Source organism: Inquilinus sp. CA228 (assembly GCF_052078665.1).
Classification (GTDB): domain Bacteria; phylum Pseudomonadota; class Alphaproteobacteria; order DSM-16000; family Inquilinaceae; genus Inquilinus.
This window is the reverse complement of sequence record NZ_JBQJIK010000060.1, coordinates 17,584-39,095: the sequence shown is the minus strand read 5'-3', so window position 1 is coordinate 39,095 and position 21,512 is coordinate 17,584. Positions and strand designations below refer to the sequence as shown.

Here is a 21,512-nt window from a genome sequence, read left to right as displayed (position 1 = left end):
TGTCGCGATCAGCCTGCCGTGTTGGCCTTCCCCGGCGGCGGTCCGACGGATTTGCGGATCACCAGTTCGGTGGGCAGGCGTTGGATCGGCGGCGTCTCCTCGCCCCGGATCTGCGCCAGCAGCGTCCGGATGCCGAGCCGGCCGAGCGCCTCGATCGGCTGGCGCACGGTGGTGATCGGCGGGCTGAGGAGGTCCGCAAAGGGCATGTCGTCGAAGCTGGCGAGGGACAGGTCGCCGGGCACCGACAGGCCATGGGCCGCCAGCGCCTCCAGCACGCCGATCGCGATGTAGTCGCTGCCGGTGAACACGGCGGTCGGCCGGCCATGGGCGAGGATCGCCCGGGTGGCGTCGCGCCCGAAATCCCGTTCATAGGCGCCGAAGCGGACCAGCCCGTCCTCGACCGCCAGCCCTGCCTCCGCCATGGCCCGGGCGAAGCCGGCGAAACGCTCCTCCGTGCTCAGCAGCCGCTCCGGGCCGCCGATATGGGCGATGCGGCGATGCCCCGCGGCGATCAGGTGGCGGGTGGCGTCACGGGCGCCGGCCTCGTTCTCGACGAAGATCCGGGTGACCCTGGCGCCAGGCACGTCCTCGTCGAGCACGACCACGTCGGTGCGCCCGTCGATCAGGTCGCGCAGGCGGCCGTCATCGACCCGGTTGGTCAGCACCAGCAGGCCGTCGACATGGCGGGCGGCCAGCCGGTCGATGCTGGCGGCCTCCATCTCCAGATCCCCGCCGGTGCTGCTCAGCAGGATCGAGAAGCCCGCGCGCCGCGCCTCGGCCTCCGCCGCCGCGGCCAGCGCGGCGAAGAACGGATTGGCGATCTCGGGCGTGACCAGGCCGATGGTCTCGGAGCTGCCGAGGCTGAGGCGCTTGGCCAGCAGGTTCGGGCGATAGTCCAGCCGCTTCGAGGCGGCGTCGATCCGCCCGGCGGTCTCCGCCGGCAGCTCGATGTTGCGGTTCAGGTAGCGCGAGACCGTGGCCGGTGAAACACCCGCCTCCCGCGCGACGTCGCGAATGGTCGCCATCCTGCCTCCGAAGCGGCATCCTAGGGTCGGAAACCGGTTTAGTAAACCGGTTTCCGACACCTTTTTCAGGCGCTCCGTCTCGTGCCGATCAGCCAGATCAGATACGGCGCTCCGATCATCGAGGCGAAGAGGCCGAGCGGCAGTTCGTAGGGGAAGGTCGCGGTATGCGCGCCGAAATCGCCGATCAGGATCAGGATCATGCCGATCAGGAACGAGGCCGCGAGGTGATGGCCGGCGCGGACGAAGCCCGCCTCGCGCGCCATGTGCGGCGCCATCAGCCCGATGAAGCTCAACGGCCCGACCAGCAGCGACGCCGCCGCGGTGGCGACCGCGGCCAGGACGATCAGCACCAGCCGGCTGCCGCGCAGCGGCAATCCCAGCGACTGTGAGACGCCCTGGCCGAGCGGCAGGATCGCCAGCCAGCGCGTGCAGAGGAGGCCGATCAGGAGAGCGGCCACCGCAAGGCCCGCCAGGACGACGGCGGACAGCGGCCCGACGGCGACGGCCGAGCCGCTGAGCCAGGACAGGATCTGCCAGGACCGCTGGTCGCCGACCGCGAGGAGGGCATTCAGCAGGGCCGAACTGAGCGAGCTGATCGCGATCCCGGCCAGCAGCAGCCGGTCCGGCGGCAGATCGCGACGGGCGGCGAAACCCGCGATCACGATCAGCACCAGCGCGGCGCAGGCGCCGGCGCCGCCGAGAAGCTCGAGCGGCCCGGCCGCCGGCAGCAGGGTCAGGGTGGCGGCCAGGCCGACCCCTGCCCCGCCGCTGATGCCCATGACCTCCGGGCTGGCCAGCGGATTCGCCGTCAGCCGCTGCAGGATCGTCCCGGCCAGCGCCAGCAGCCCGCCCGCGGCGGCGGCGGCCAGCAGGCGGGGCCAGCGCAGCGGCAGCAGGGCCTGCAGCTCCGGGCCGCCGAGCACCAGCCATCCGTCCGGCATCCGGGCGACGACCAGGAACGCCGCCGCCAGCAGCGGCAGGCCTGCGCCGATCAGCAGCAGCGCGAGCCGGGGGCGCCCGATCGGCACCGCGGCGGCGGCCGCGGCCGGCGGTGCCGGCCGGGACAGGGGGAGCCGCGGCAGCAGCCAGAGCAGCAGCGGCCCGCCGACCAGGGCCGTGACGGACCCGGTCGGGAACATCTCGCCGACCGATCCCGCGACCCACTGCACCATCCCGTCGGTGAGCCAGAGCAGCAGGCCGCCCGCCAGCGGCGAATACAGCAGGAGCGCCCCGGTCCGGCGGACTCCGGACAGGCGGACCAGCGCGGGCGCGGCCAGGCCGATGAAGCTGACGAGGCCGACGGCGGCGGCCACCGCGGCGGCGAGCCAGACCGCGAGCACGGCCACGGCGAACCGTATCAGCGCCAGCCGGACGCCCAGCGAACGGGCATTGGCGTCGTCCAGCCCGAGAATGGTCAGGGGCCGGATCAGCAGCGCCGCGAGAACCGCGCCGAGGCCGAGCTGCACCGCGAGGTCTCGGGTCGCGGACCAGTCCTGCTGGCTGAGCGAGCCGCCGTTCCAGGCGACCAGCGACATCAGGTACTCGCCCTGGGACAGGGTGAAGGCGGCGGACAGGGAGCCGGCGAGAATGCCGACCACCAGCCCTCCGATCACCATGGTGATCGGCTCGAACGACCGCCGCCAGCCGAGCAGGAAGACGATGCCCGCCGCCACGGCGGCGCCGGCGAAGGCCACCAGGCCGCGGCCGCCATCCAGGGTCGCGGGGAAGAAGATCGTCGCGGCGACGATGGCCAGCTGCGCCCCGGCGGAGACGCCGAGGGTGGACGGGTCGGAGATCGGATTGCGCAGCAGGGCCTGCATCAGCGCGCCGGACAGGCCGAGCGCCGCCCCGGCGAGGATGGCGATGACGGCCCGCGGCAGCAGCCCGTAGACCGTGATGATCTGGTCGGTCGTCATCATCGCCGGGTCGAACGGGAAGGACGGCCACGGCCCGGCCGCCAGATGCGCCAGCGCGGCGGAGGCGGAGAGCCACAGCGCCGCCAGCGCCGCCGCGCCCCACAGCGGCAGCCCGGACCTGAGCACGACCGCGCCGGTCACGTCAGGCCCCCCTGCTCGGTCAGCCCGTCGGCGAGGAGCTTGGCAAAGCGCAGCCCGGCGGTGACGCCGCCAAAGGGGTTGATGTTGCCGATCCGCAGCACGCGGTTCTGCCGGACCGCCGGCAGGGCGTTCCACAGCACGCTGCCGGCCAGCGAGGTCCGCGCCTCGACCGGAATGTCGGAGACGATGACGATGCGGGCCTCGGGGGTCTCCGCCAGCGCCTCGATCGGCACCGGCGCGGCGAAGCTGAATCGGGTCGGCCTGGTCCAGGCGTTCGGCAGCCCCAGCCGCTCCAGCACGTCGCCGAACATGCTGTCGCGGCCGAAGGCGCGGAAATGGCGGGCGTCGCCGATGTTGATGATGTAGGTCGGCCGGCCGGCGAAGGCCGACAGCCGGTCGCGCCCCCGCGCCAGCGCCTGGTCCGCCGCGGCGAGGACGGCCGCGGCCCGCGGCGCCAGGTCAAGCCGCCGGCCGAGCTCCGTGACCGCCGCCTGCGCCTTGGCGAAGGGCGGCTCGCCGCGCAGGTAGAAGGTCAGCGACAGCGTCGGAGCGATGGTCTCGAGGATCGCCTGGTGACGGGTGTAATAGGGCGAGATCAGGATCAGGTCGGGGCGCAGCAGCGTGAGGAGCTCGAAGTTCGGGGACCCGCGCAGGCCGAGATCCACCACCGTCGGCGACAGGGCCGGCTCGACCGCATCCACACGGAACAGCTGGAGCTCCGCCGCGGCCACCGGCTCGACGCCCAGGGCCACCAGCGTCTCGAGCATGGCCCAGTCGATCGCCGCGATGCGTCGCGGCACGGCTTCGGCGCGGGCGCCGGACGGCAGCGCCAACCCGGCCAGCATCGCCAGCACGCGGCGCCGCCGCAGGAGCCGCGCGGTCTCGTCCATCCGGGGGAACACCGACGAGCGCACGCGTTACCAGGCGTAGGACAGCTTGCCCATGATCGTCCGGCCGTCGCCGTAGTAGCAGCCGAAGCTGCCGCAATTCGCGACATAGTCCCGGTCGGCGATGTTCTGGATGTTGAGCGAGGCCCGATACCGGTCCCACTGGTAGTGGATCGTCGCGTCGAACAGGGTGACGCCCTCGAGATCGTAGGTGTTGTCGGCGTCGCCGAAGCGCTGCCCGATATAGCGCACGCCGCCGCCGATGCCGAAGCCGTCCCAGGCGGAGCTGTCGCGGATGGTGTAGTCGAGCCACAGGCTGGCGGAATGCTCCGGCACGTTCTGGGGGCGGTTGCCGTCATCCTCGCCGCCGATCACCCTCGCCTTCGTGTAGGTGTAGGCCGCCCTGAGATCCAGGCCCTCCGCGAGGCTGGCGACGCCTTCCAGCTCCAGGCCCTGGACATGCACCTCGCCGATCTGCTCGCTGGTGGTCACGCCATCGGTGACGACCGTGGTCAGCACGTTCTTCTGGCGCAGGTCGTAGACCGCGGCGGTGAAGAAGCCGTTCCAGCCGGTGGGCTGGTACTTGATGCCGGCTTCCACCTGCTCGCCCGTGGTCGGCTCCAGCGCATTTCCGCTGGCGTCCTGGCTGACGACGGGCTCGAAGGACGTGGCGTAGCTGATATACGGCGCGATGCCGTTGTCGAAGACATAGCTGAGGCCGGCCCGGCCGGTCAGCGCGCTGTCGTCCTGATCCACCTTCGAGGTGCGGGTGAGATAGTCGGTCGTGCTGCTGGAGCTGGCCCAGTCCTGCCGCAGACCCAGCGTCAAGCGCCAGCGGTCGAGGGCGATCTCATCCTGGGCATAGAGGCCGACCTGCCACAGATTCGACCGGACATCGGCCTTGTACCAGACGCTCTTGGGCACCGACATGCTGTAGTCCGGATCGTCGCTGTCGAGGGTGGGGGCCAGCCCGAATTCGGTCCGGGTGCGGTTGTCGAAGTACCGGACGTCCAGACCGACCAGAAGGGTGTGGTCGACGGGACCGGTCGAGACCGACGCCTGGACCTGGTTGTCGACATTGACGGTGTTCAGGCTCTCCCTCTGGTAGATGGCGCCGCGGTTCAGGGTGTGGCCATCGGCGCCCAGGCTGCTGAAATACAGGTCCTGGTAGTTCCAGTCGAAGTTCGAATAGCGGAAATTCTGCCGGAAGCTCAGATTGTCGGCGAAGCGGTGCTCGAACTCGTAGCCGAGGTTGACCAGCGTCCGGCTGGACTCGTCGAAATCCTTGTCGCCGACAAAGAAGTCCCGCGGCAGCTTGTGGCCGTCGGCGTTCAGGGTCAGCGCCGCCGGCAGGCCGGACGGCGAGCTGGGATTGTCGTGCTGGACGCTGGTCAGGAAGGTCAGCATCGTGTCCGAATCCGGCTTCCAGGTCAGGGCCGGGGCCAGGAAATACCGGTCGTTGTCGAGATGATCGGTCTGCTCGCCCGCGTTGCGGACAAGCCCCGTCACGCGATAGGCCAGCGTCTCGTCCTGGCCGATCGGGCCGCCGAGATCGAAGGTCCCCTCATAGGTGTCGAAGCTGCCGAACTGGGCGCCGACCTCGCCGAACGGCTCGAAGACCGGGCGCTTGCTGACCATGTTGATCAGGCCGCCGGGATTGCCCTGGCCGTACAGCACCGAGGCCGGGCCGCGCAGCACCTCGACACGTTCGAGGCCGTAGAGCTCGATCGCCGGCGCGCCGGCCGTGCGCATCAGCTTCAGCCCGTTCAGGAACTGGCTCTGGCGGCCGTCGAAGCCGCGGATGATCGGCGAATCGAAGCGCGGATCGGCACCGAAGGGCTCGCCGACGACGCCGGGGGTGTAGTTCAGCGCCTGCCCCAGGGTCTGGGCGCCCTGCGCCTTCAACTGGTCGGCGGTGATCACCGAGATCGACTGCGGCGTCTCCAGCAACGGCGTCCCGGTCTTCGACGCGGTCGAGCTGGTGGTGGCGACATAGCCGATCACCGGCGCCTTCGGATCCTCCCGGCCCGCGCCCTGGACCACGATCGGCTCGAGCTGCGGGACATCCTGGGCCTGATCCTGGGCCTGAAGCGCCGGGATCGCCAGGAACACGGCGCACCCCGCTCCTCCCGACCAGAACCAGGATCTCGATCTCACATGCCCAGGCATCGCCCATTCACCCTTACGCGAACGCAAATCATTCTCATTCTCTCTATGCTGCAAGCCATGCGCCGCGGTCAAGCCGGACGAATGTCGAGCCGCGGGGGCCTAGCTCATGGCGCATCGGATCAGTCGTCAGGGCAGATCACCGCCCGCGTCGACAGCAGCCTTCCGATCTCCGCTTCCGGCAGCCGGAGCTCCTGCAGCAGCTCGCGGCTGTGCTCTCCCAGCCTCGGTGCAGGCCGCGTCGGTTCCGGCTGGCTGGCGCTCCAGCGGGACGGGACCCGCATGGTGCGGACAGCCCCCTCCGTCGGATGGTCCGACACCGGGAAGAACCCGGCTGCGGCCAGATGCGGGTCCTGCAGCAGCGATTCCAGCGTGTGCATCCGGGCATGGGGGATGTCCGCCGCGACCAGGACGCTCTCCCACACGGCCGTCGTTCTGCCGGCGAAGATCTCCGCCACGCTCTCCATGATCCCGGCCATGTGGTGCGTGCGGCTGGCATGGCTGGCGAAGCGCGGATCGTCGCGCCAGTCCTCGCGGCCCGCGATGTCGATGAAGCGCTGCCAGTGACGGTCGGTGTAGATGACGGCGCAGAGGAAACCGTCCGCCGTCCGGAAGGGCCGGCGCTCGGGGGCCAGCAGGCGCGGATAGCCGCCCTGGTCCAGCGGCGGCTCGTAGCTGAGCCCGCCGAGATGGTCGCCCAGCACGAAGCTCGCCATGGTCTCGAACATCGGCACGTCGATGCGCTGGCCCTGGCCGGTCCGGTCGCGATGGCGCAGCGCCGCGAGGATCGCGGCCAGGGCGTGCAGCCCGACCACGCGATCGGCGATGTTGATCGGCGCGTAGCGCGGCGTGCCGTCGCCGGCCTCGGCGAACAGCGCCGGCACGGCACACAGGCCCTGGACGAGATCGTCATAGGCCGGCTTCGCCGCATAGGGGCCGTCCTGGCCGAAGCCGAAGGTGCCGACATAGATGATGTCGGCCCGCGCCTTCGCCACATCCTCGTAGCCGAGCCCGAGCCGTTCCATCGCCTGCGGCCGCAGGTTGTAGACGAGGACGTCGGCGGTCCGGGCCAGCCTGAGCGCGACGTCGCGGCCGCCGGGCTGCTTGAGGTCGACGGCGATGCTGCGCTTGGACCGGTTGGCGTGCATGAACATGCCGCCCATCGCGCCGCTGCGGCTCGGGCCGACCTGCCGGATGAGGTCGCCCTCCGGCGATTCCAGCTTGATCACGTCGGCGCCCATGTCGCCCATGATCGAGGTGGCGTAGGGACCCATGAGCACCGAGGTCATGTCCAGGACCCGGATCCCGGCGAGCGGCCCCGTCATCGTGAACCGCCCCCGTCCTGCGGCGGATCATAGGCCCGCACGGGCGGCGCTTCGCCGTCAAAGCGCTCGCACTGGACCGTCGTGACCTGGCCGCAGCATCCCTGCGCCAGCCGCGAGGTGCCGATGTCGCGAGTCAGGACGTTGGGGTTGCCATGGCCGCACAGCGGACGGTCCGAGCCGTCCTCGACCGGGTCGTACCAGGCACCGGTGGAGAGATTGACCACGCCCGGCATGACACCGTCGCTGAGACGGGCCGCCGCGAGGCAGGCGCCGCGCGCGTTGAACAGGCGGACCAGATCGCCCTCGCCGATGCCGCGGACGGCCGCGTCCCGCGGATGGAGGCGCACCAACTCCCGGCCGCGATGCTTGGCCGACTGGCTGTAGGCGCCGAAATCGAGCTGGCTGTGCAGCCGCGTGGCCGGCTGGTTGGCGATCAGCGTGAGCGGAGCGGCCGCGTCGGGCTGTTCGGTCGCGGGCAGCCAGGCCGGGTGTCCCGGGCAGTCGTCATAGCCGAAGCCGGCGATCGTCCCGGAGACGATCTCGATCCGCCCGCTCGGCGTCGGCAGGGCATGGCCCTCGGGATCGTCGCGGAAGGCGCGCAGCAGGCCGCCATCGTCCGGCGCGGACGGAAGCGCGAGCTCGCCGCGGTCCCAGAATTCGGCGAAGCCCGGCGCCGGCCAACCCTGTCCGGCCAGCGCGGCGCGGGTGGGCTCGTAGAGATGCTCCAGCCATTCGCGCGCCGAGCGCCCTTCCGTGAACGCCGCCTCGCAGCCCATGCGCCGGGCCAGCCCCCGGAAGATCTCGAAATCGTCGCGGGCCTCCCCCGCTGGATCCGCCACACGCTTCATCGCGATCAGGCGCGGATCGGTCGCGGCCGCGCCGATGTCGTCGCGTTCGAGCGACATCGTCGCCGGCAGCACGATATCGGCGAAGCGCGCCATCGGCGTCCAGGCGCTTTCGTGGCAGATGATGGTGTCGACCCGCGAGAAGGCCCGGCGCAGCCGGTTCAGGTCCTGGTGATGGTGGAACGGGTTGCCCCCGGCCCAGTAGACCAGCCGGATGTCGGGATAGGCGAGCGCTTGGCCGTTGTAAGCGAAGGGCGTTCCCGGCCCGAGCAGCATGTCGGCGATGCGGGCGACGGGGATGAAGCTTTTCACCCCGTTGCTGCCCTGCGGCATGGTCGGGATCGGCACCGCGTTCACCCGCCGGCCGGTGTGGCCCATGGCGCCGAGCGCGTAGTTGTAGCCGCCGCCCGGCAGGCCGATCTGGCCGACCATCGCCGCCAGCACCGCCGCCATCCAGACCGGCTGCTCGCCATATTGCGCCCGCTGCAGCGCATGGGCGACGGTGATCAGGCTGCGCCCGGCGACGAGCCTGCGGGCGATGCCGCGGATCGTGCCGGCATCGATGCCGCAGATGGCTTCGGCCCAGCCCGCATCCTTGCCCGCCAGATACGCCGCAAACTCGTCGAAGCCGACGCAGCAGCGGTCGAGGAAGGCGCGGTCGTACAGGTCCTCGGCGACGAGCGTGTGGGCGATGCCGAGCATCAGCGCGACGTCGGTGCCCGGACGGATCGGCAGCCAGCGCGGCCGCGCCTCCCCCGGCATGTCGTCGCGCAGGGGGCTGACCGACCAGAAGGCGCAGCCCCGGGCGGCGGCTCGCGCCATGGCGTCGGGCTCGACATGGCGGGTGATGCCGCCGCTGGCGATCATCGAATTCTTCAGCGGCATGCCGCCGAAGGCGAGCACGAAATCGGTGTGCTCGGCGACCTGGTCCCAGGTGACGTTGCGCCGCGACAGGGTCTCGAACGGCCCCAGCACATGCGGCAGGATCACCGAGGAGGCGCCGGCGCTGTAGCTGTTGATCGAGCGGACATAGCCGCCGCAGGCGAGGTTGAAGAAGCGGTGGATCTGGCTCTGGGCATGGTGGAAGCGCCCGGCGCTGGCCCAGCCATAGGAACCGCCATAGATCGCCTGCGGCCCGAAGTCCCGCTGGACCCGGGCGATCTCGGCCGCCAGCCGGTCCAGCACCTCGTCCCAGCCGATGGCGACGAGATCGTCGCGGAAATCGCGGTCGCGCGGCCCCGGCCCGCCATCCAGCCAGCCGCGCCGGACCATCGGCCGGCGGATCCGAGCCTTGTGGCGCAGCACATCGGTGAAATTGCCGAGGATCGGCGACGGCGCCGGATCGTCCGGATGCGGCGTCACCACCAGCCGGTCGCCGTCGCGGCGCGCGAAGAAGCTGCCCCAATGGGCGGCGTGGGGAATGCCGCGCGGATCGTCCATGCGTAACTCGCCGAGGAGGACGGCGGCGCCCGGGAGACGCCCGCCGACGGATACCGGCCGATATTGCTGGCACCGCTCATATCAGTCCAATATGCGCAGTCGTGGATTTCAAGAACTCCGGCTTCTCAGGAGAGCGCCATGTCGCCAGGCCGCCGCCCCAGCAGCGCGACGCTCGAGCTGCGCCATCTGCGCTATTTCCTGGCCACCGCCGAGGCGCTGAACTACGGCCGCGCGGCGGAGAAGCTGCGCATCGCCCAGCCGGGGCTGAGCCAGCAGATCAAGAAGCTGGAGGAGATCGTCGGCACCCCGCTGTTCGACCGGACCCGCCGCTCGGTGAAGCTGACGCTGGCCGGCGAGCTGTTCGCCGAGGAGGCGCGCAAGGCGCTGCAGCAGACCGAGACGGCGCTGCTGGTGGCGCGCCGGTCCGGGCGTGGCGAGATCGGGCGGATCGCGATCGGCTATGTCGGCTCGGCCGCCTATTCGGGGGCCCTGACGACGATGATCGGCGAGTTCCGCCACGCCTATCCGGAGGTCGAGCTCGACATCTTCGAGATGGAGATGCTGCAGCAGCTGGACCAGCTCGACCAGGGCAAGCTCGATATCGGCTTCATCCGGCCGCCGGTGCCGCTGCCGCTGGGGATCGTGTCGACGCCGATCCTGTTCGAGGAGATCATCCTGGCCCTGCCGGAGAGCCATCCGCTGGCGAAGCGGGACAGCGTTCCGCTCTCGGCGCTCAACGGCGACATCTTCATCACGCCGCGGCATCAGGCGGGCGTCAGCTTCCACGAGCACACCACCGCGGCCTGCCGCGCGGCCGGGTTCTTCCCACGCCTCGGCCCGCAGGGGCGCGATTTCGTCACCATCGCCAGCATGGTCGCCGTCGGCCTCGGCGTCGCGCTGGTGCCGCAGTCGCTGCGCAGCATCCAGGTGCCCGGCCTGCGCTATCGCGCCATCGCCGGCGAGCCGGTGCTGGCGGAGCTGGCCGTCGCCTTCCGCCGCAACGAGCCGTCCCCGGTGGCGCGGGCCTTCGCGGCCCATGCCCGGCGGAGCGCGGCGGCGAACCCGGTCTGATAATCTCCAGTTCTCAAAAATTGACAGACTGCATATTGGACTGATCTGAATATCCGCGCCGATAATCGGCGATCATCCAGATCGGACTGGCACGATGGATTGGCGCGACCGGACCGGAAGCCCCTTCACCTGCGAGAAGACCGCCGTCGCTGCGCATCGCGGCATGGCGGTAACCAATCACCCCCTCGCCTCGGCGGCGGCGGTCGAGATGCTGGCGGCCGGCGGCAACGCCATCGACGCCGCGGTCTCGGCCCTGTTCACGCTGACCGTGGTCGAGCCGATGATGGTCGGCATCCTCGGCGGCGGCGTCGCCCTGATCCGGCTCGCGGACGGCCGGGAGATCGTGCTGGACGGGCTGTCGACCGCGCCGGCCGCGTCCCGGTCCGACAGCTTCACCCCGGTCGCCGACGACTGGCCGGACTATATGGAGGCGCAGGGCCGCGCCAACCGCGTCGGGCCCAAGGCCGTGGCCGTGCCGGGCACGCTGAAGGCCTGGTGCGAGGCGGCCGAACGCTTCGGCCGGCTGCCGCTGCGCGACCTGATCGAGCCGGCGATCCGCCATGCCGAACGCGGCTTCCTGCTGTCGCCCTATCTCGCCACCTGCATCGCCGAGATCGAGCCCGACCTGGCGCTGGACCCCGCCATCGCCGCGGTGTTCCTGCCCGGCGGGCGGCCGCTCGGCGCCGGCGACCTGCTGGTCCAGACGGACTACGCCGAAACCCTGCGCCTGATCGCCCGGGAGGGGCCGGACGCCGTCTATGGCGGCAACCTCGGCCGCAGGATCGCCAGCCATCTGGAAGGCATCGGGTCCTTCCTGCGCTTCGACGACCTGGAATCGTACCGGACCATCGAGCGCGAGCCGATGCGCGGCACCTATCGCGGGGTCGAGATCGTCGGGCCGCCGCCGCCCTGTTCCGGCGGCGTCCAGACCCTGCAGATCCTGAACCTGCTCGAAGCCTGGGACATCGGCGAGCTCGGCTTCGGCACGGCCGAGACGCTGCATCTGGTGCTGGAGGCGCTGAAGATCGCCGCCGCCGACCGCCGCGCCGTCACCGCCGATCCGGACTTCGTCGACGTGCCGGTGGCGCGGCTGATCTCCAAGGACTACGCGGCGCTGCGCCGGCCGGAGATCGACCGCGGCCGCGCCGGCAGCTTCGAGGCCCGCATCCGCTCCACCGAATCCGCCAACACCACCCATGTCACCATCGCCGATGGCGACGGCAACATCGTCACCTCGACCCAGACCATCAACAGTCTGTTCGGCGCCCGCATCATGATCCCCGGCACCGGGATCATCCCGAACAACTACATGTATCTGTTCGATCCGCATCCAGGGCAGGCGCTGTCGCTCGAGCCGGGCAAGCGCATCACCAGCGGTATCACGGCGCTGATCGGCAAGCGCGACGGCCGCCCGGTCTTCGCGCTGGGCCTGCCCGGCGCGCACCGCATCCCGGCCTCCGCCATGCAGGCCGTGCTCAACCTCGTCGATCACGGCATGAGCCCGCAGGAGGCGGCCGAGGCGCCGCGCGTCTTCACCTGGGGGCAGGAGGCGGAGATCGAGCGCGGCGTGCCCGAGGCCGTGCGCGCGACGCTCGCCGGGCTCGGCCACCGCGTTTCCGCCGTCGCCCATGTCGCCGGCGGCATGGGGATCATCGGCTTCGGCGCGGATGGCTTGATGACCGGCGCGGCCTGCTGGCGGGCCGACGGCGTGCCGATGGGCGTCGGCGGCGGTGCCGCGCGGCAGGGCGTCTCGTTCTGGCCCGATCCGCGCCGCGGCCGCAGCTACTGACCAGGCCGATTCAAACGAACGGGCACCGAGCCCGGGAACAGGGAGAACCGAAGATGCTGATCAACCGTCGGGCCGCGCTGACCCTCTCCGCCGGCATGTTCTTCGCCGCGATGGCCCCGGCCCGGGCGCAGGGCCGGAAGACGCTGCGCATCGCCCCGCACGCGGCGCTGCGCGTGCTCGACCCGGTGGTGACCAACGCCTACATCACCCGCAACCACGGCTACATGGTCTACGACACGCTGTTCTCGGTCGACGCGCAGTACCGGCCGCAGCCGCAGATGGTGCAGGACTGGTCGGTCACCCCCGACGAGCTGGTCTGGACCTTCACCCTGCGCGACGGCCTCGCCTTCCATGACGGGCAGCCGGTCACCGCCGCCGACTGCGTCGCGTCGATCGCGCGCTGGGCGAAGAAGGACGTGGTCGGCCTGCGCCTCGCCGCCGTGACCGCCGCCATGGCGGCGGTGGACGGCAAGACCTTCCGGATCTCCCTGAAGGAGCCGTTCGGCCCGATGCTGCAAGCCCTCGCCCGGCCGAGCTCGATCCCGCTCTTCGTCATGCCCGCGCGCATCGCCGCGCTGGCGCCGGAGACGGTGCTGGAAGAGGTCGTCGGCTCGGGCCCCTTCCGCTTCATCGCGTCCGAATTCCGGCCCGGCGTCAGCTGGGCCTATGAGCGCAACGACAACTATGTGCCGCGCGCCGAGCCCCCGAGCGCCCTCGCCGGCGGCAAGGCCGTCAAGGTCGACCGGGTCGAGGTGATCTCCTTCCCGAGCAAGCAGACCGCGATCAACGCGCTGGCCAAGGGCGAGATCGACCTGATCGAGAACATCGGCGCCGACCAGCGCGCGCTGCTGCAGGACAACACCGATGTCGTCGTCCGGCGCCGGGTCGGGCTGAACGCCTCGACCGTCCGCTTCAACTGGGCGCAGCCGCCCTTCGACAACGTCAAGATGCGGCAGGCGGTGCAAGCGGTGGTGACCCAGCAGGACTACATGGACGCCGCGATCGGCGATCCCGGATCCTACCAGCTCTGCCCGGCCCTGTTCGGCTGCGGCACGCCGCTGGAGACGGCCGTCGGCTTCCCCGACACCGGCACGGCCGACATCGCCAAGGCCAAGACCCTGCTGCAGGAGGCCGGCTACAACGGCGAGAAGATCGTCATCATCACGCCCGGCGACATCGCCTCCTTCGCGCCGCTGGCGCCGCTGACCCAGCAGGTCCTGCGCCAGATCGGCATCCCGTCGGAGATCCAGACCATGGAGTGGAGCGGGTTCCTGGCCCGGCGCGCCAAGCCCGATCCGGTCGCCGAGGGCGGCTGGAACCTGGCCCATGCGGTGTTCGACCGGATCGACCTGATCTCGCCGCTCGGCAACCTCAATTTCGACGCCCGCGGCAAGAAGGCCTATACCGGCTTCGTCGACGATCCCGAGACCGAGGCGCTGAAGGGCCGCTATCAGCGCGAGACCGACCCGGCGAAGCAGAAGGCGATCGTCGAGCAGATGCAGCAGCGCGCCTACGACCTGGTCTTCTACATCCCGCTCGGCACCTATTTCGACTACGAGGCCTTCCGCGCCGACGTCTCGGGCTACGTGCCCTCGCCGGTCATGGTGGCCTGGGGCGCGGACAAGGCCTGATGCCCAGGCTGATCGCCCTCCGGATCGCGATGGCCATCCCGGTGATGCTGGTCGTCGCCACCATCGTCTTCCTGCTGCTGCGCCTGAGCCCCGGCGACCCGGCGCTGATCCTGGCCGGCGAGACCGCCGGGCCGGAGGCGCTGGCCCGCATCCGGGCCGAGATGGGCCTCGACCAGCCGCTGGTCGTGCAGTATCTCGCCTGGCTCGGCGAGATCGCGCGCGGCCATCTCGGCATCTCGATCCTGTCGAAGATCCCGGTGCTCAGCCTGATCTTCGACCGGCTGGAGCCGACGCTGGTGCTGGCGCTGAGCGCGATCGTGATCACCGTCCTGGTCGCGGTGCCGCTCGGCGCCGTCGCGGCCTGGAAGCACAACAGCTGGATCGACCGGGCCGTGATGATGCTGTCGGTCGTCGGCTTCTCGGTGCCGGGCTTCGTCATCGGCTACATCCTGATCCTGCTGTTCTCGGTGAAGGCCGACCTGTTCCCGGTGCAGGGCTATGTCAGCCCGTTCGAGGATCCGCTGGACGCGCTGCGCCATCTCGCCCTGCCGTCAGTGACGCTGGCGCTGGTGTTCATGGCGCTGATCGCGCGCGTCACCCGCTCCAGCCTGCTCGAGGTGCTGGGCGAGGACTTCGTCCGCACCGCGCGCGCCAAGGGCAATGTCGAGCGCCGCGTGCTGTGGCGCCATGCGCTGCCGAACGCGGCGGTGCCGATCATCACCGTGATCGGGCTCGGCATTGCGCTGCTGATCGGCGGCGTGGTGGTGACCGAGAGCGTGTTCAACATCCCCGGCGTCGGCCGGCTCACCATCGACGCCATCCTCGCCCGCGACTATCCGGTGGTGCAGGGGCTGATCCTGTTCTTCGCGCTGATCTATGTCGGCGTGAACCTGCTGATCGACATCGCCTATGTGATCGTCGACCCGCGCATCCGCTATTGAGGGCCGTCATGCCGGCAGCCGGACAGGCCCCTTCCCTGACACGCCGCGGCAGCCTGGCCGGGGCGCTGCGCGGCAACCGCGTCGCCCTGTTCAGCGGCATCCTGCTGCTGGCGATCATCCTCTCCGCGGTCTGCGCCGGGCTGATCACCGGCGGCGATCCCTTCCTGATCCATCCGCGGCTGCGGCTGCGCCCGCCGGGCGGCGAGTCCTGGTTCGGCACCGATGCGCTGGGGCGGGACGTGTTCGCGCTGGTGCTGCATGGCGGCCGGGTCTCGCTGCTGATCGGCCTGCTCACCGCCCTGGCCGGCGCCGTCATCGGCACCGCGATCGGCCTGCTCACCGGCTATCTGCGCTGGCTCGATCCAGTGGTGATGCGGGTCATGGACGGCATGATGGCGATCCCCGGCATCCTGTTCGCCGTGGCCCTGGTCTCGCTGGTCGGCCCCGGCATCGTCAGCATCGTCGCGGCGATCACCTTCGCCGAGATCCCGCGCGTGGCCCGGCTGGTGCGCAGCGTCGTTCTCAGCGTGCGCGAGGAACCCTATGTCCGCGCCGCCGAAGGGCTCGGCATCCCGCCTGTCCTGGTCCTGCTGCGCCACATCCTGCCGAGCTGCGTCGCGCCGCTGATCGTCCAGACCACCCACATGTTCGCCGGCGCGATCCTGTCCGAGGCCGTGCTCGGCTTCCTCGGCGTCGGCTTTCCGCCGGACATCCCGAGCTGGGGCAACGTGCTGGCCGACGGCCGGGCCGTGTTCCAGCTCGCGCCCTGGACGATCCTCGCTCCGGGCCTGTTCCTCGCCGCCGCCGTGATGGCCGTGAACCTGCTCGGCGACGGGCTGCGCGACCGGCTCGACCCCCGGCTGTCCCGCGCCGCGAAGGTGTCGTCATGACCGCATCCGAGCCGATCCTGCGCATCGAGGCCCTGAGTGTCGCACTGCCCGACGGCCTCGACCGCACCCATGCGGTGCATGACGTGTCGATCGAGGTCCATCGCCGGCAGATCGTCTGCCTGGTCGGCGAATCCGGCTCGGGCAAATCGGTGACGGCCGCGGCGGTGATGCGCCTCCTGCCCGAGAAGACGCTGCGCATCACCGGGGGCACGATCCGGCTGGAGGGCGAGGACATCGCCGCCGCCGATCCGGCGCGCCTGTGCGCGCTGCGCGGCAACCGGATGGCGATGATCTTCCAGGAGCCGCTGACCGCGCTGAACCCGGTGATGCGGGTCGGCGACCAGATCGCCGAGGTGCTGCGGATCCACCGGCCGGGGACGGGTCGCGCGCAGGTCGAGGCCCGGGTCGTCGAGCTGATGACCGATGTCCACCTGCCCGATCCCGGGCGGCTGGCGAAGGCCTATCCGCACCAGCTTTCCGGCGGCCAGCGCCAGCGGGTGATGATCGCGATGGCGCTGGCGTTGGAGCCGGCGCTGATCGTCGCCGACGAGCCGACGACGGCGCTCGACGTCACCACCCAGGCCCAGATCCTGCGCCTGTTCCGCGAGCTGCTGACCAAGCACGACAGCGGCGTGCTGATGATCACCCATGATTTCGGCGTCGTCGCCGATGTCGCCGACCATGTCGTGGTGATGCGGCAGGGCGAGGTGGTCGAACGCGGCGCGCCGGGCGAGGTGCTGCGCGCACCGAAGCACCCCTATACCCGCGCGCTGATCGACGCCGTCCCCCGGTTCCGCTATCGCCCGGAGCCGGAACCAGCGCGAGAGGCCGTCCTGTCCGTCGAGGCGCTGTCGCTGACCTATCGCAGCACCGGCTTCCTCGGCGCCCGGCGCGAGACGCGCGCGCTCGACGCCGTCTCGCTCAGCCTCGCGCCCGGCGAGACGCTCGGCATCGTCGGCGAGTCCGGCTCCGGCAAGACCAGCCTGGCCAAGACGCTGCTGCGCTTTGAGACGCCGGACTCAGGCCGCATCCTGTTCCAGGGACAGGACATCTCCCGGCTCGCCGGCGCCGCCCTGCGCGAGATGCGCCGCCACATCCAGATGATCTTCCAGGACCCCTACAAATCGCTCAACCCGCGCCGCCGGATCGGCCAGTCGCTGGTCGAGGGGCCAGTCCAGCACGGGCTGTCCCGCGGCGACGCCACCCGGCGCGCCGCCGATCTGATGGATCTCGTCGGCTTGCGGCGTGATGCGCTCGACCGTTTCCCGCACGAGTTCTCGGGCGGCCAGCGCCAGCGCATCTGCATCGCCCGCGCGCTGGCGATGGAGCCCGCGGTGATCGTGGCGGACGAAGCCGTGTCGGCGCTCGACGTCTCGGTGCAGGCGCAGGTGCTGCAGCTGCTGGAGGATCTGCAGCGCCGCATCGGCTTCGCCATGATCTTCGTCACCCACGACCTGCGCGTGGCCTCGAACATCTGCGACCGGGTCGCGGTGATGCAGCGCGGGCGGATCGTCGAGATCGGGCCGGCGCAGCGCGTCTTCGAGGCCCCGGAGGACCCCTATACCCGCGAGCTGCTGGCGGCTGTTCCCGGCTTCGCGCGCGAGGTCGCCGCAGTCGCCTAGGCATCCCGACAATTCCGCGAAACGGGCATCGGCGGAAACATCATACCTCTTGAATTAACCGATCGATCGGTTAATTATCCAGCCACCGGTTTGTTGGAATCGTGTGGAGAGACCCTGCGGCCGCGGGTCGCCTCCGAACTTCGGTTGCCGTTCCGCAGAGACCCCGATCCGGCGCATGAGCGACCGGCGATCGGAGCTCGCGAGCCTTGCCGCACACCATGTCAACGGAGGAGAGCCCGATGCGCGCCTTGCCCCGCTGTCGCCAGCTTTGGATATCCCTGCTCTGCCTGACGCTGCTGCTGGCCGCCGGCTGGGCCCATGCGCCGTCGTCGCCACCCTCCCCGCCTGCGCCTGGCCCGCCCTGCCGCGGTACCGGGGCGCCGGGAGCATCAGCGACGCCGCCAGCTATGTGTGCCGCCTGAATGCGGTCGCGGGCCTGTGATCGACCCATCGTCCGGCGCTGATGGGCTTGGCCGGCCGGGGATAGTTTCTGGCGAAATCCCGCTACCGGCCGGAGTCGGCCATCCGGTATGAATTCCGCACTGCGGGACCGTTCATCCACGCCCGGCACCGGCATGCCGCACCGTCGACTCCCGTAAAACCTGCCACTGGAGACATCATGTCCAACGCAAAAACCATCGTCCTCGTGCATGGCGGCTTCGTCGACGGTTCGGGATGGGAGGGCGTCTACCGCCTGCTCAAGAAGGATGGCTTCGAGGTCTCGATCGTTCAGAACCCGACCCTTTCGCTGGCCGACGATGTCGCCGTCACCCGGCGCGCCATTGCCGCGGCCGCCGGTGATGTCGTCCTTGTCGGCCATTCCTATGGCGGGGTGGTCGTGACCGAGGCCGGCAATGATCCGAAGGTGTCCAGCCTCGTCTACATCGCCGCGTTCGCGCCGGACCGGGGCGAATCGGTGTCGTCGCTGATCGCCAACCCGCCGGCCGGCGCGCCCGTTCCGCCCATCCTGCCGCCCCAGGATGGCTATCTGTTCCTCGACAAGGCCCGGTTCGCGGCCTCTTTCGCCACCGACGTCCGCCCGGACCTGGCCTCGTTCATGGCCGATTCCCAGGTGCCGTGGGCCGTCGAGGCCCTGACCGGTGCCGTCAGCGAGCCGGCATGGCGCAGCAAGCCGAGCTGGTACCTGGTCGCGACCGACGACCGGATGATCCCGCCCGACGCGCAGCGCATGATGGCATCCCGGATCGAGGCCCGGGTGACGGAGGCGCCGGGCAGCCACGCCGTCTACGTCTCCAATTCGGACATCGTGGCGTCCGTCATCGCCCAGGCCGCGGCGTAAGCACCGATCACGGGGCGCTGCATCGATCGACGATGCGGCGCCCCGGCCATTCGGCCAGTGTGCCAGAGGGTCGATCGGCATGACGAGCCTATGTCTTCCGGACCTATGCAGCCGTCGGCCCGTTGACAAGCATTGATACAAAAATCCGCACGCCATCGCCCTATCCCGGTGCTACGGTTCACAACGGGATCTGAAAGATGGCAACCAATCTGCATATTGCGGTCGTCGATGACCATAAAGAAATCCGGAACTTGCTCAGCCGATACCTGAGTGAGAACGGATATCGCGTCACCGCCGCCGAAGATGCGGGCGAGCTGCGCGACTTATTGCAGAAGAGCGCCCCGGATTTAGTTGTCCTCGATATCATGATGCCGGGTGAAGACGGCCTGTCACTGTGCCGATACCTGCGGGAAACCACGAACATCCCGATCATCCTGCTGACGGCGGTATCCGCCGAGACCGACCGGATCATCGGTCTCGAGATGGGAGCTGACGACTACGTCACCAAGCCATTCAACGCCCGCGAACTGCTGGCGCGGGTCAGGGCCGTCCTGCGGCGCGCCAACAGCATGCCGCCGAAGCAGCAACGTCGGACCAGCCAGCGGCTGCGCTTCGGACCCTGGATCCTCGATGTCAGCAAGCGGGAGCTTCTCAATCGAGCGGGTCTGGCCACACCCTTGAGCACCGCCGAGTATCGGCTGCTGATGGTGCTGCTCGATCACCCCCAGATGGTCCTGACGAGGGATCAATTGCTTGATCTCACCGTCGGTCGGGCCGCCGACGTCTTCGACCGCAGCGTCGACAACCAGGTCAGCCGTCTCCGCAAGAAGATCGAAGCCGACCCCCGCAATCCAGAGTTCATCAAGACACATTGGGGCGGCGGCTACTGCTTCACCGCGGAGGTCGAGGCGGCATGAACAGGTTTTGGGCCAAGAGCCTCGCGGCGCAGATCATCTGGTTCATGCTGCCCATCCTGCTTCTGGCGCAGAGCATCGGCTTCCTGGTCACGGCCGACGACCGGGCGGCGGAGCTGCGCGAAATCGCGCTCGATGAATTCGTGGTCCGCTCGGCAACGGCCGCCCAGCTCGTCGACACCACGCCAAGCGCCTACCAGGATACCCTCCTGAACGCGATGGCGACCAACTACTCCCGGTTCTGGCTCAGCCCCGACGGCCCGGGGGACCTGGAGGCCTGGAGCCGGGACGCCTGGCATCGGCTGCACCTGCCGCTTCGGCAAGGCACGTCCGCCACCCCCGATGCCCCGAGCGGACCCTGGGGCTCGGGCGACGGCAGCGACAACGAATGGGGCACGACGGGAAGCCCGGTGCTGGAGTCGACGAACCGCACCAAGGACGCTGACTGGCAGCCGATCGAGCTCGATTCGCTGGACCGGCCGACGCCGGCGCAGATCGTGCATCTCGACGACAACTACGGTGCAGGGCTGGTGGCCAGGCTGTCCGACGGGCTGTGGCTGAACGCGGCGTATGCCAAGCCGCCCAAGAAATTCATCTGGACGTCCCCCTCGACCGTTTCGCTCGCGATCACGGCGATCATGCTGTCGGCCCTCGCGGTTCTGGTGGCCCGACGCATCGCCCGGCCCATACGGCGCCTGACCGCTGCGGTGGAATCGCTCGGTCGCGGCGAGCAGAATGGCCGGATCCCCGAGGAGGGGCCGGACGATATCCGGCGCACAGCCATCGCCTTCAACCAGATGCGGGAGCGCCTGACCCGGTTTCTGGCAGACCGGACGACCATGCTGGCGGCCATCGGGCACGATCTGCGCACCCCGATCACGACCATGCGCCTGCGAACCGAGTTCATCGCCGATACCGAGGTCAGGGCCCGCCTGCTCGATACCGTCAACGAGATGCAGGCCATCACCGATGCCACTCTCGAGCTCACGCAGGAGCAGTCGGTCGACGAGCCGACCCGGCCGGTTGATGTCGCCGCGCTGGTCGAAAGCATTTGCGAGGATCTTGCCGATCTGGGCCGGGACGTGCATTTCGCCGAGAGCGGCGTCATTCCCTATCGCTGCAGGCCGGAGGCCCTCCGCCGCGCAACGCGCAATCTCATCGAGAATGCCCTCCGCTACGGGGATCGGGCACAAGTCTCGGTCACCAGCTCGCCTGCCGGCGTGGACATCGCGATCGAAGACAACGGTCCCGGCATTCCGGACAAGGAGATCGAGCGCGTGTTCCTGCCCTTCGTGCGCCTGGAGGCATCCCGCAACGTGCGCACGGGCGGCATCGGCCTGGGGCTCTCCATCGCGCGGACCGTCGCCCGAGCCCATGGCGGCGACGTCATCCTGAGCAACGTGCCGCATGGCTTGCGCGCCGTCATTCACCTGCCGCCGATCCCCGGCGAATTCGCGAAGACCGAAGCGTCGGACGCCGCGTGAGCCGGCCGGCCCCTTAAGATGTCGGCGCCGATTGCAATAGTGTTCGCCAGGACCGCCGTTCGGCACACTTTGATAAAACTCGGAACAGCCTTGGCAAACCTGTAGAGACGCCCGCGCCTAAGCTC

At 70.0% G+C, this 21,512-nt stretch carries 15 protein-coding genes; 9 read left to right on the top strand and 6 right to left on the bottom strand.

Annotated elements, in window-relative coordinates:
* Positions 1 to 8 precede the first annotated feature (8 nt).
* The 6 genes from ACTOWL_RS26350 to ACTOWL_RS26325 form a co-directional block, all read right to left on the bottom strand.
* The gene (locus tag ACTOWL_RS26350) at positions 9 to 1,025 is read right to left on the bottom strand and encodes a LacI family DNA-binding transcriptional regulator (protein ID WP_441324262.1); all 1,017 of its coding nucleotides are present in this window, start codon (positions 1,023 to 1,025) and stop codon (positions 9 to 11) included.
* Between the two features lie 65 nt (positions 1,026 to 1,090).
* Positions 1,091 to 3,082, bottom strand: coding sequence for a Fe(3+)-hydroxamate ABC transporter permease FhuB (gene fhuB, locus ACTOWL_RS26345; RefSeq protein WP_441324261.1), 1,992 nt, complete (start codon positions 3,080 to 3,082; stop codon positions 1,091 to 1,093).
* The gene (locus ACTOWL_RS26340) at positions 3,079 to 3,972 is read right to left on the bottom strand and encodes an iron-siderophore ABC transporter substrate-binding protein (RefSeq protein WP_441324260.1); all 894 of its coding nucleotides are present in this window, start codon (positions 3,970 to 3,972) and stop codon (positions 3,079 to 3,081) included. The genes fhuB and ACTOWL_RS26340 overlap by 4 nt, the downstream gene beginning before the upstream one ends.
* Positions 3,973 to 3,999: 27 nt before the next feature.
* A complete protein-coding gene (locus tag ACTOWL_RS26335) occupies positions 4,000 to 6,081 on the bottom strand; it encodes a TonB-dependent siderophore receptor (protein WP_441324259.1) in 2,082 nt (693 codons plus the stop codon).
* A 176-nt stretch (positions 6,082 to 6,257) separates the two neighbouring features.
* Positions 6,258 to 7,460 (bottom strand): CaiB/BaiF CoA transferase family protein, encoded by a 1,203-nt coding sequence (locus tag ACTOWL_RS26330; protein WP_441324258.1) that lies wholly within the window; start codon positions 7,458 to 7,460, stop codon positions 6,258 to 6,260.
* Complete coding sequence (locus tag ACTOWL_RS26325; protein WP_441324257.1) at positions 7,457 to 9,745, bottom strand: molybdopterin guanine dinucleotide-containing S/N-oxide reductase; 2,289 nt, start codon at positions 9,743 to 9,745, stop codon at positions 7,457 to 7,459. The genes ACTOWL_RS26330 and ACTOWL_RS26325 overlap by 4 nt, the downstream gene beginning before the upstream one ends.
* 138 nt (positions 9,746 to 9,883) lie before the next feature.
* Between ACTOWL_RS26325 and ACTOWL_RS26320 the strand changes: the two genes are divergently transcribed.
* The 9 genes from ACTOWL_RS26320 (at position 9,884) to ACTOWL_RS26280 (ending at position 21,387) form a co-directional block, all read left to right on the top strand.
* A complete protein-coding gene (locus ACTOWL_RS26320) occupies positions 9,884 to 10,816 on the top strand; it encodes a LysR substrate-binding domain-containing protein (protein WP_441324256.1) in 933 nt (310 codons plus the stop codon).
* A gap of 94 nt (positions 10,817 to 10,910) precedes the next feature.
* Entirely contained in the window at positions 10,911 to 12,605 is a 1,695-nt protein-coding gene (gene ggt / locus ACTOWL_RS26315) for a gamma-glutamyltransferase (RefSeq protein ID WP_441324255.1), read from the top strand.
* Positions 12,606 to 12,658: 53 nt separating this feature from the next.
* The gene (locus tag ACTOWL_RS26310; RefSeq protein WP_441324254.1) at positions 12,659 to 14,236 is read left to right on the top strand and encodes an ABC transporter substrate-binding protein; all 1,578 of its coding nucleotides are present in this window, start codon (positions 12,659 to 12,661) and stop codon (positions 14,234 to 14,236) included.
* Complete coding sequence (locus ACTOWL_RS26305; protein WP_441324253.1) at positions 14,236 to 15,177, top strand: ABC transporter permease; 942 nt, start codon at positions 14,236 to 14,238, stop codon at positions 15,175 to 15,177. Before ACTOWL_RS26310 ends, ACTOWL_RS26305 begins: the two co-directional genes overlap by 1 nt.
* 8 nt (positions 15,178 to 15,185) lie before the next feature.
* Positions 15,186 to 16,067, top strand: coding sequence for an ABC transporter permease (locus ACTOWL_RS26300; RefSeq protein WP_441324252.1), 882 nt, complete (start codon positions 15,186 to 15,188; stop codon positions 16,065 to 16,067).
* The gene (locus tag ACTOWL_RS26295) at positions 16,064 to 17,689 is read left to right on the top strand and encodes a dipeptide ABC transporter ATP-binding protein (RefSeq protein ID WP_441324251.1); all 1,626 of its coding nucleotides are present in this window, start codon (positions 16,064 to 16,066) and stop codon (positions 17,687 to 17,689) included. Before ACTOWL_RS26300 ends, ACTOWL_RS26295 begins: the two co-directional genes overlap by 4 nt.
* A gap of 619 nt (positions 17,690 to 18,308) precedes the next feature.
* Entirely contained in the window at positions 18,309 to 18,989 is a 681-nt protein-coding gene (locus tag ACTOWL_RS26290) for an alpha/beta fold hydrolase (RefSeq protein WP_441324250.1), read from the top strand.
* Between the two features lie 197 nt (positions 18,990 to 19,186).
* Positions 19,187 to 19,906, top strand: a complete 720-nt coding sequence (locus tag ACTOWL_RS26285) for a response regulator (RefSeq protein WP_441324249.1) — start codon at positions 19,187 to 19,189, stop codon at positions 19,904 to 19,906.
* Positions 19,903 to 21,387, top strand: a complete 1,485-nt coding sequence (locus ACTOWL_RS26280) for a sensor histidine kinase (RefSeq protein WP_441324248.1) — start codon at positions 19,903 to 19,905, stop codon at positions 21,385 to 21,387. Before ACTOWL_RS26285 ends, ACTOWL_RS26280 begins: the two co-directional genes overlap by 4 nt.
* The last annotated feature ends 125 nt before the right edge of the window (positions 21,388 to 21,512 follow it).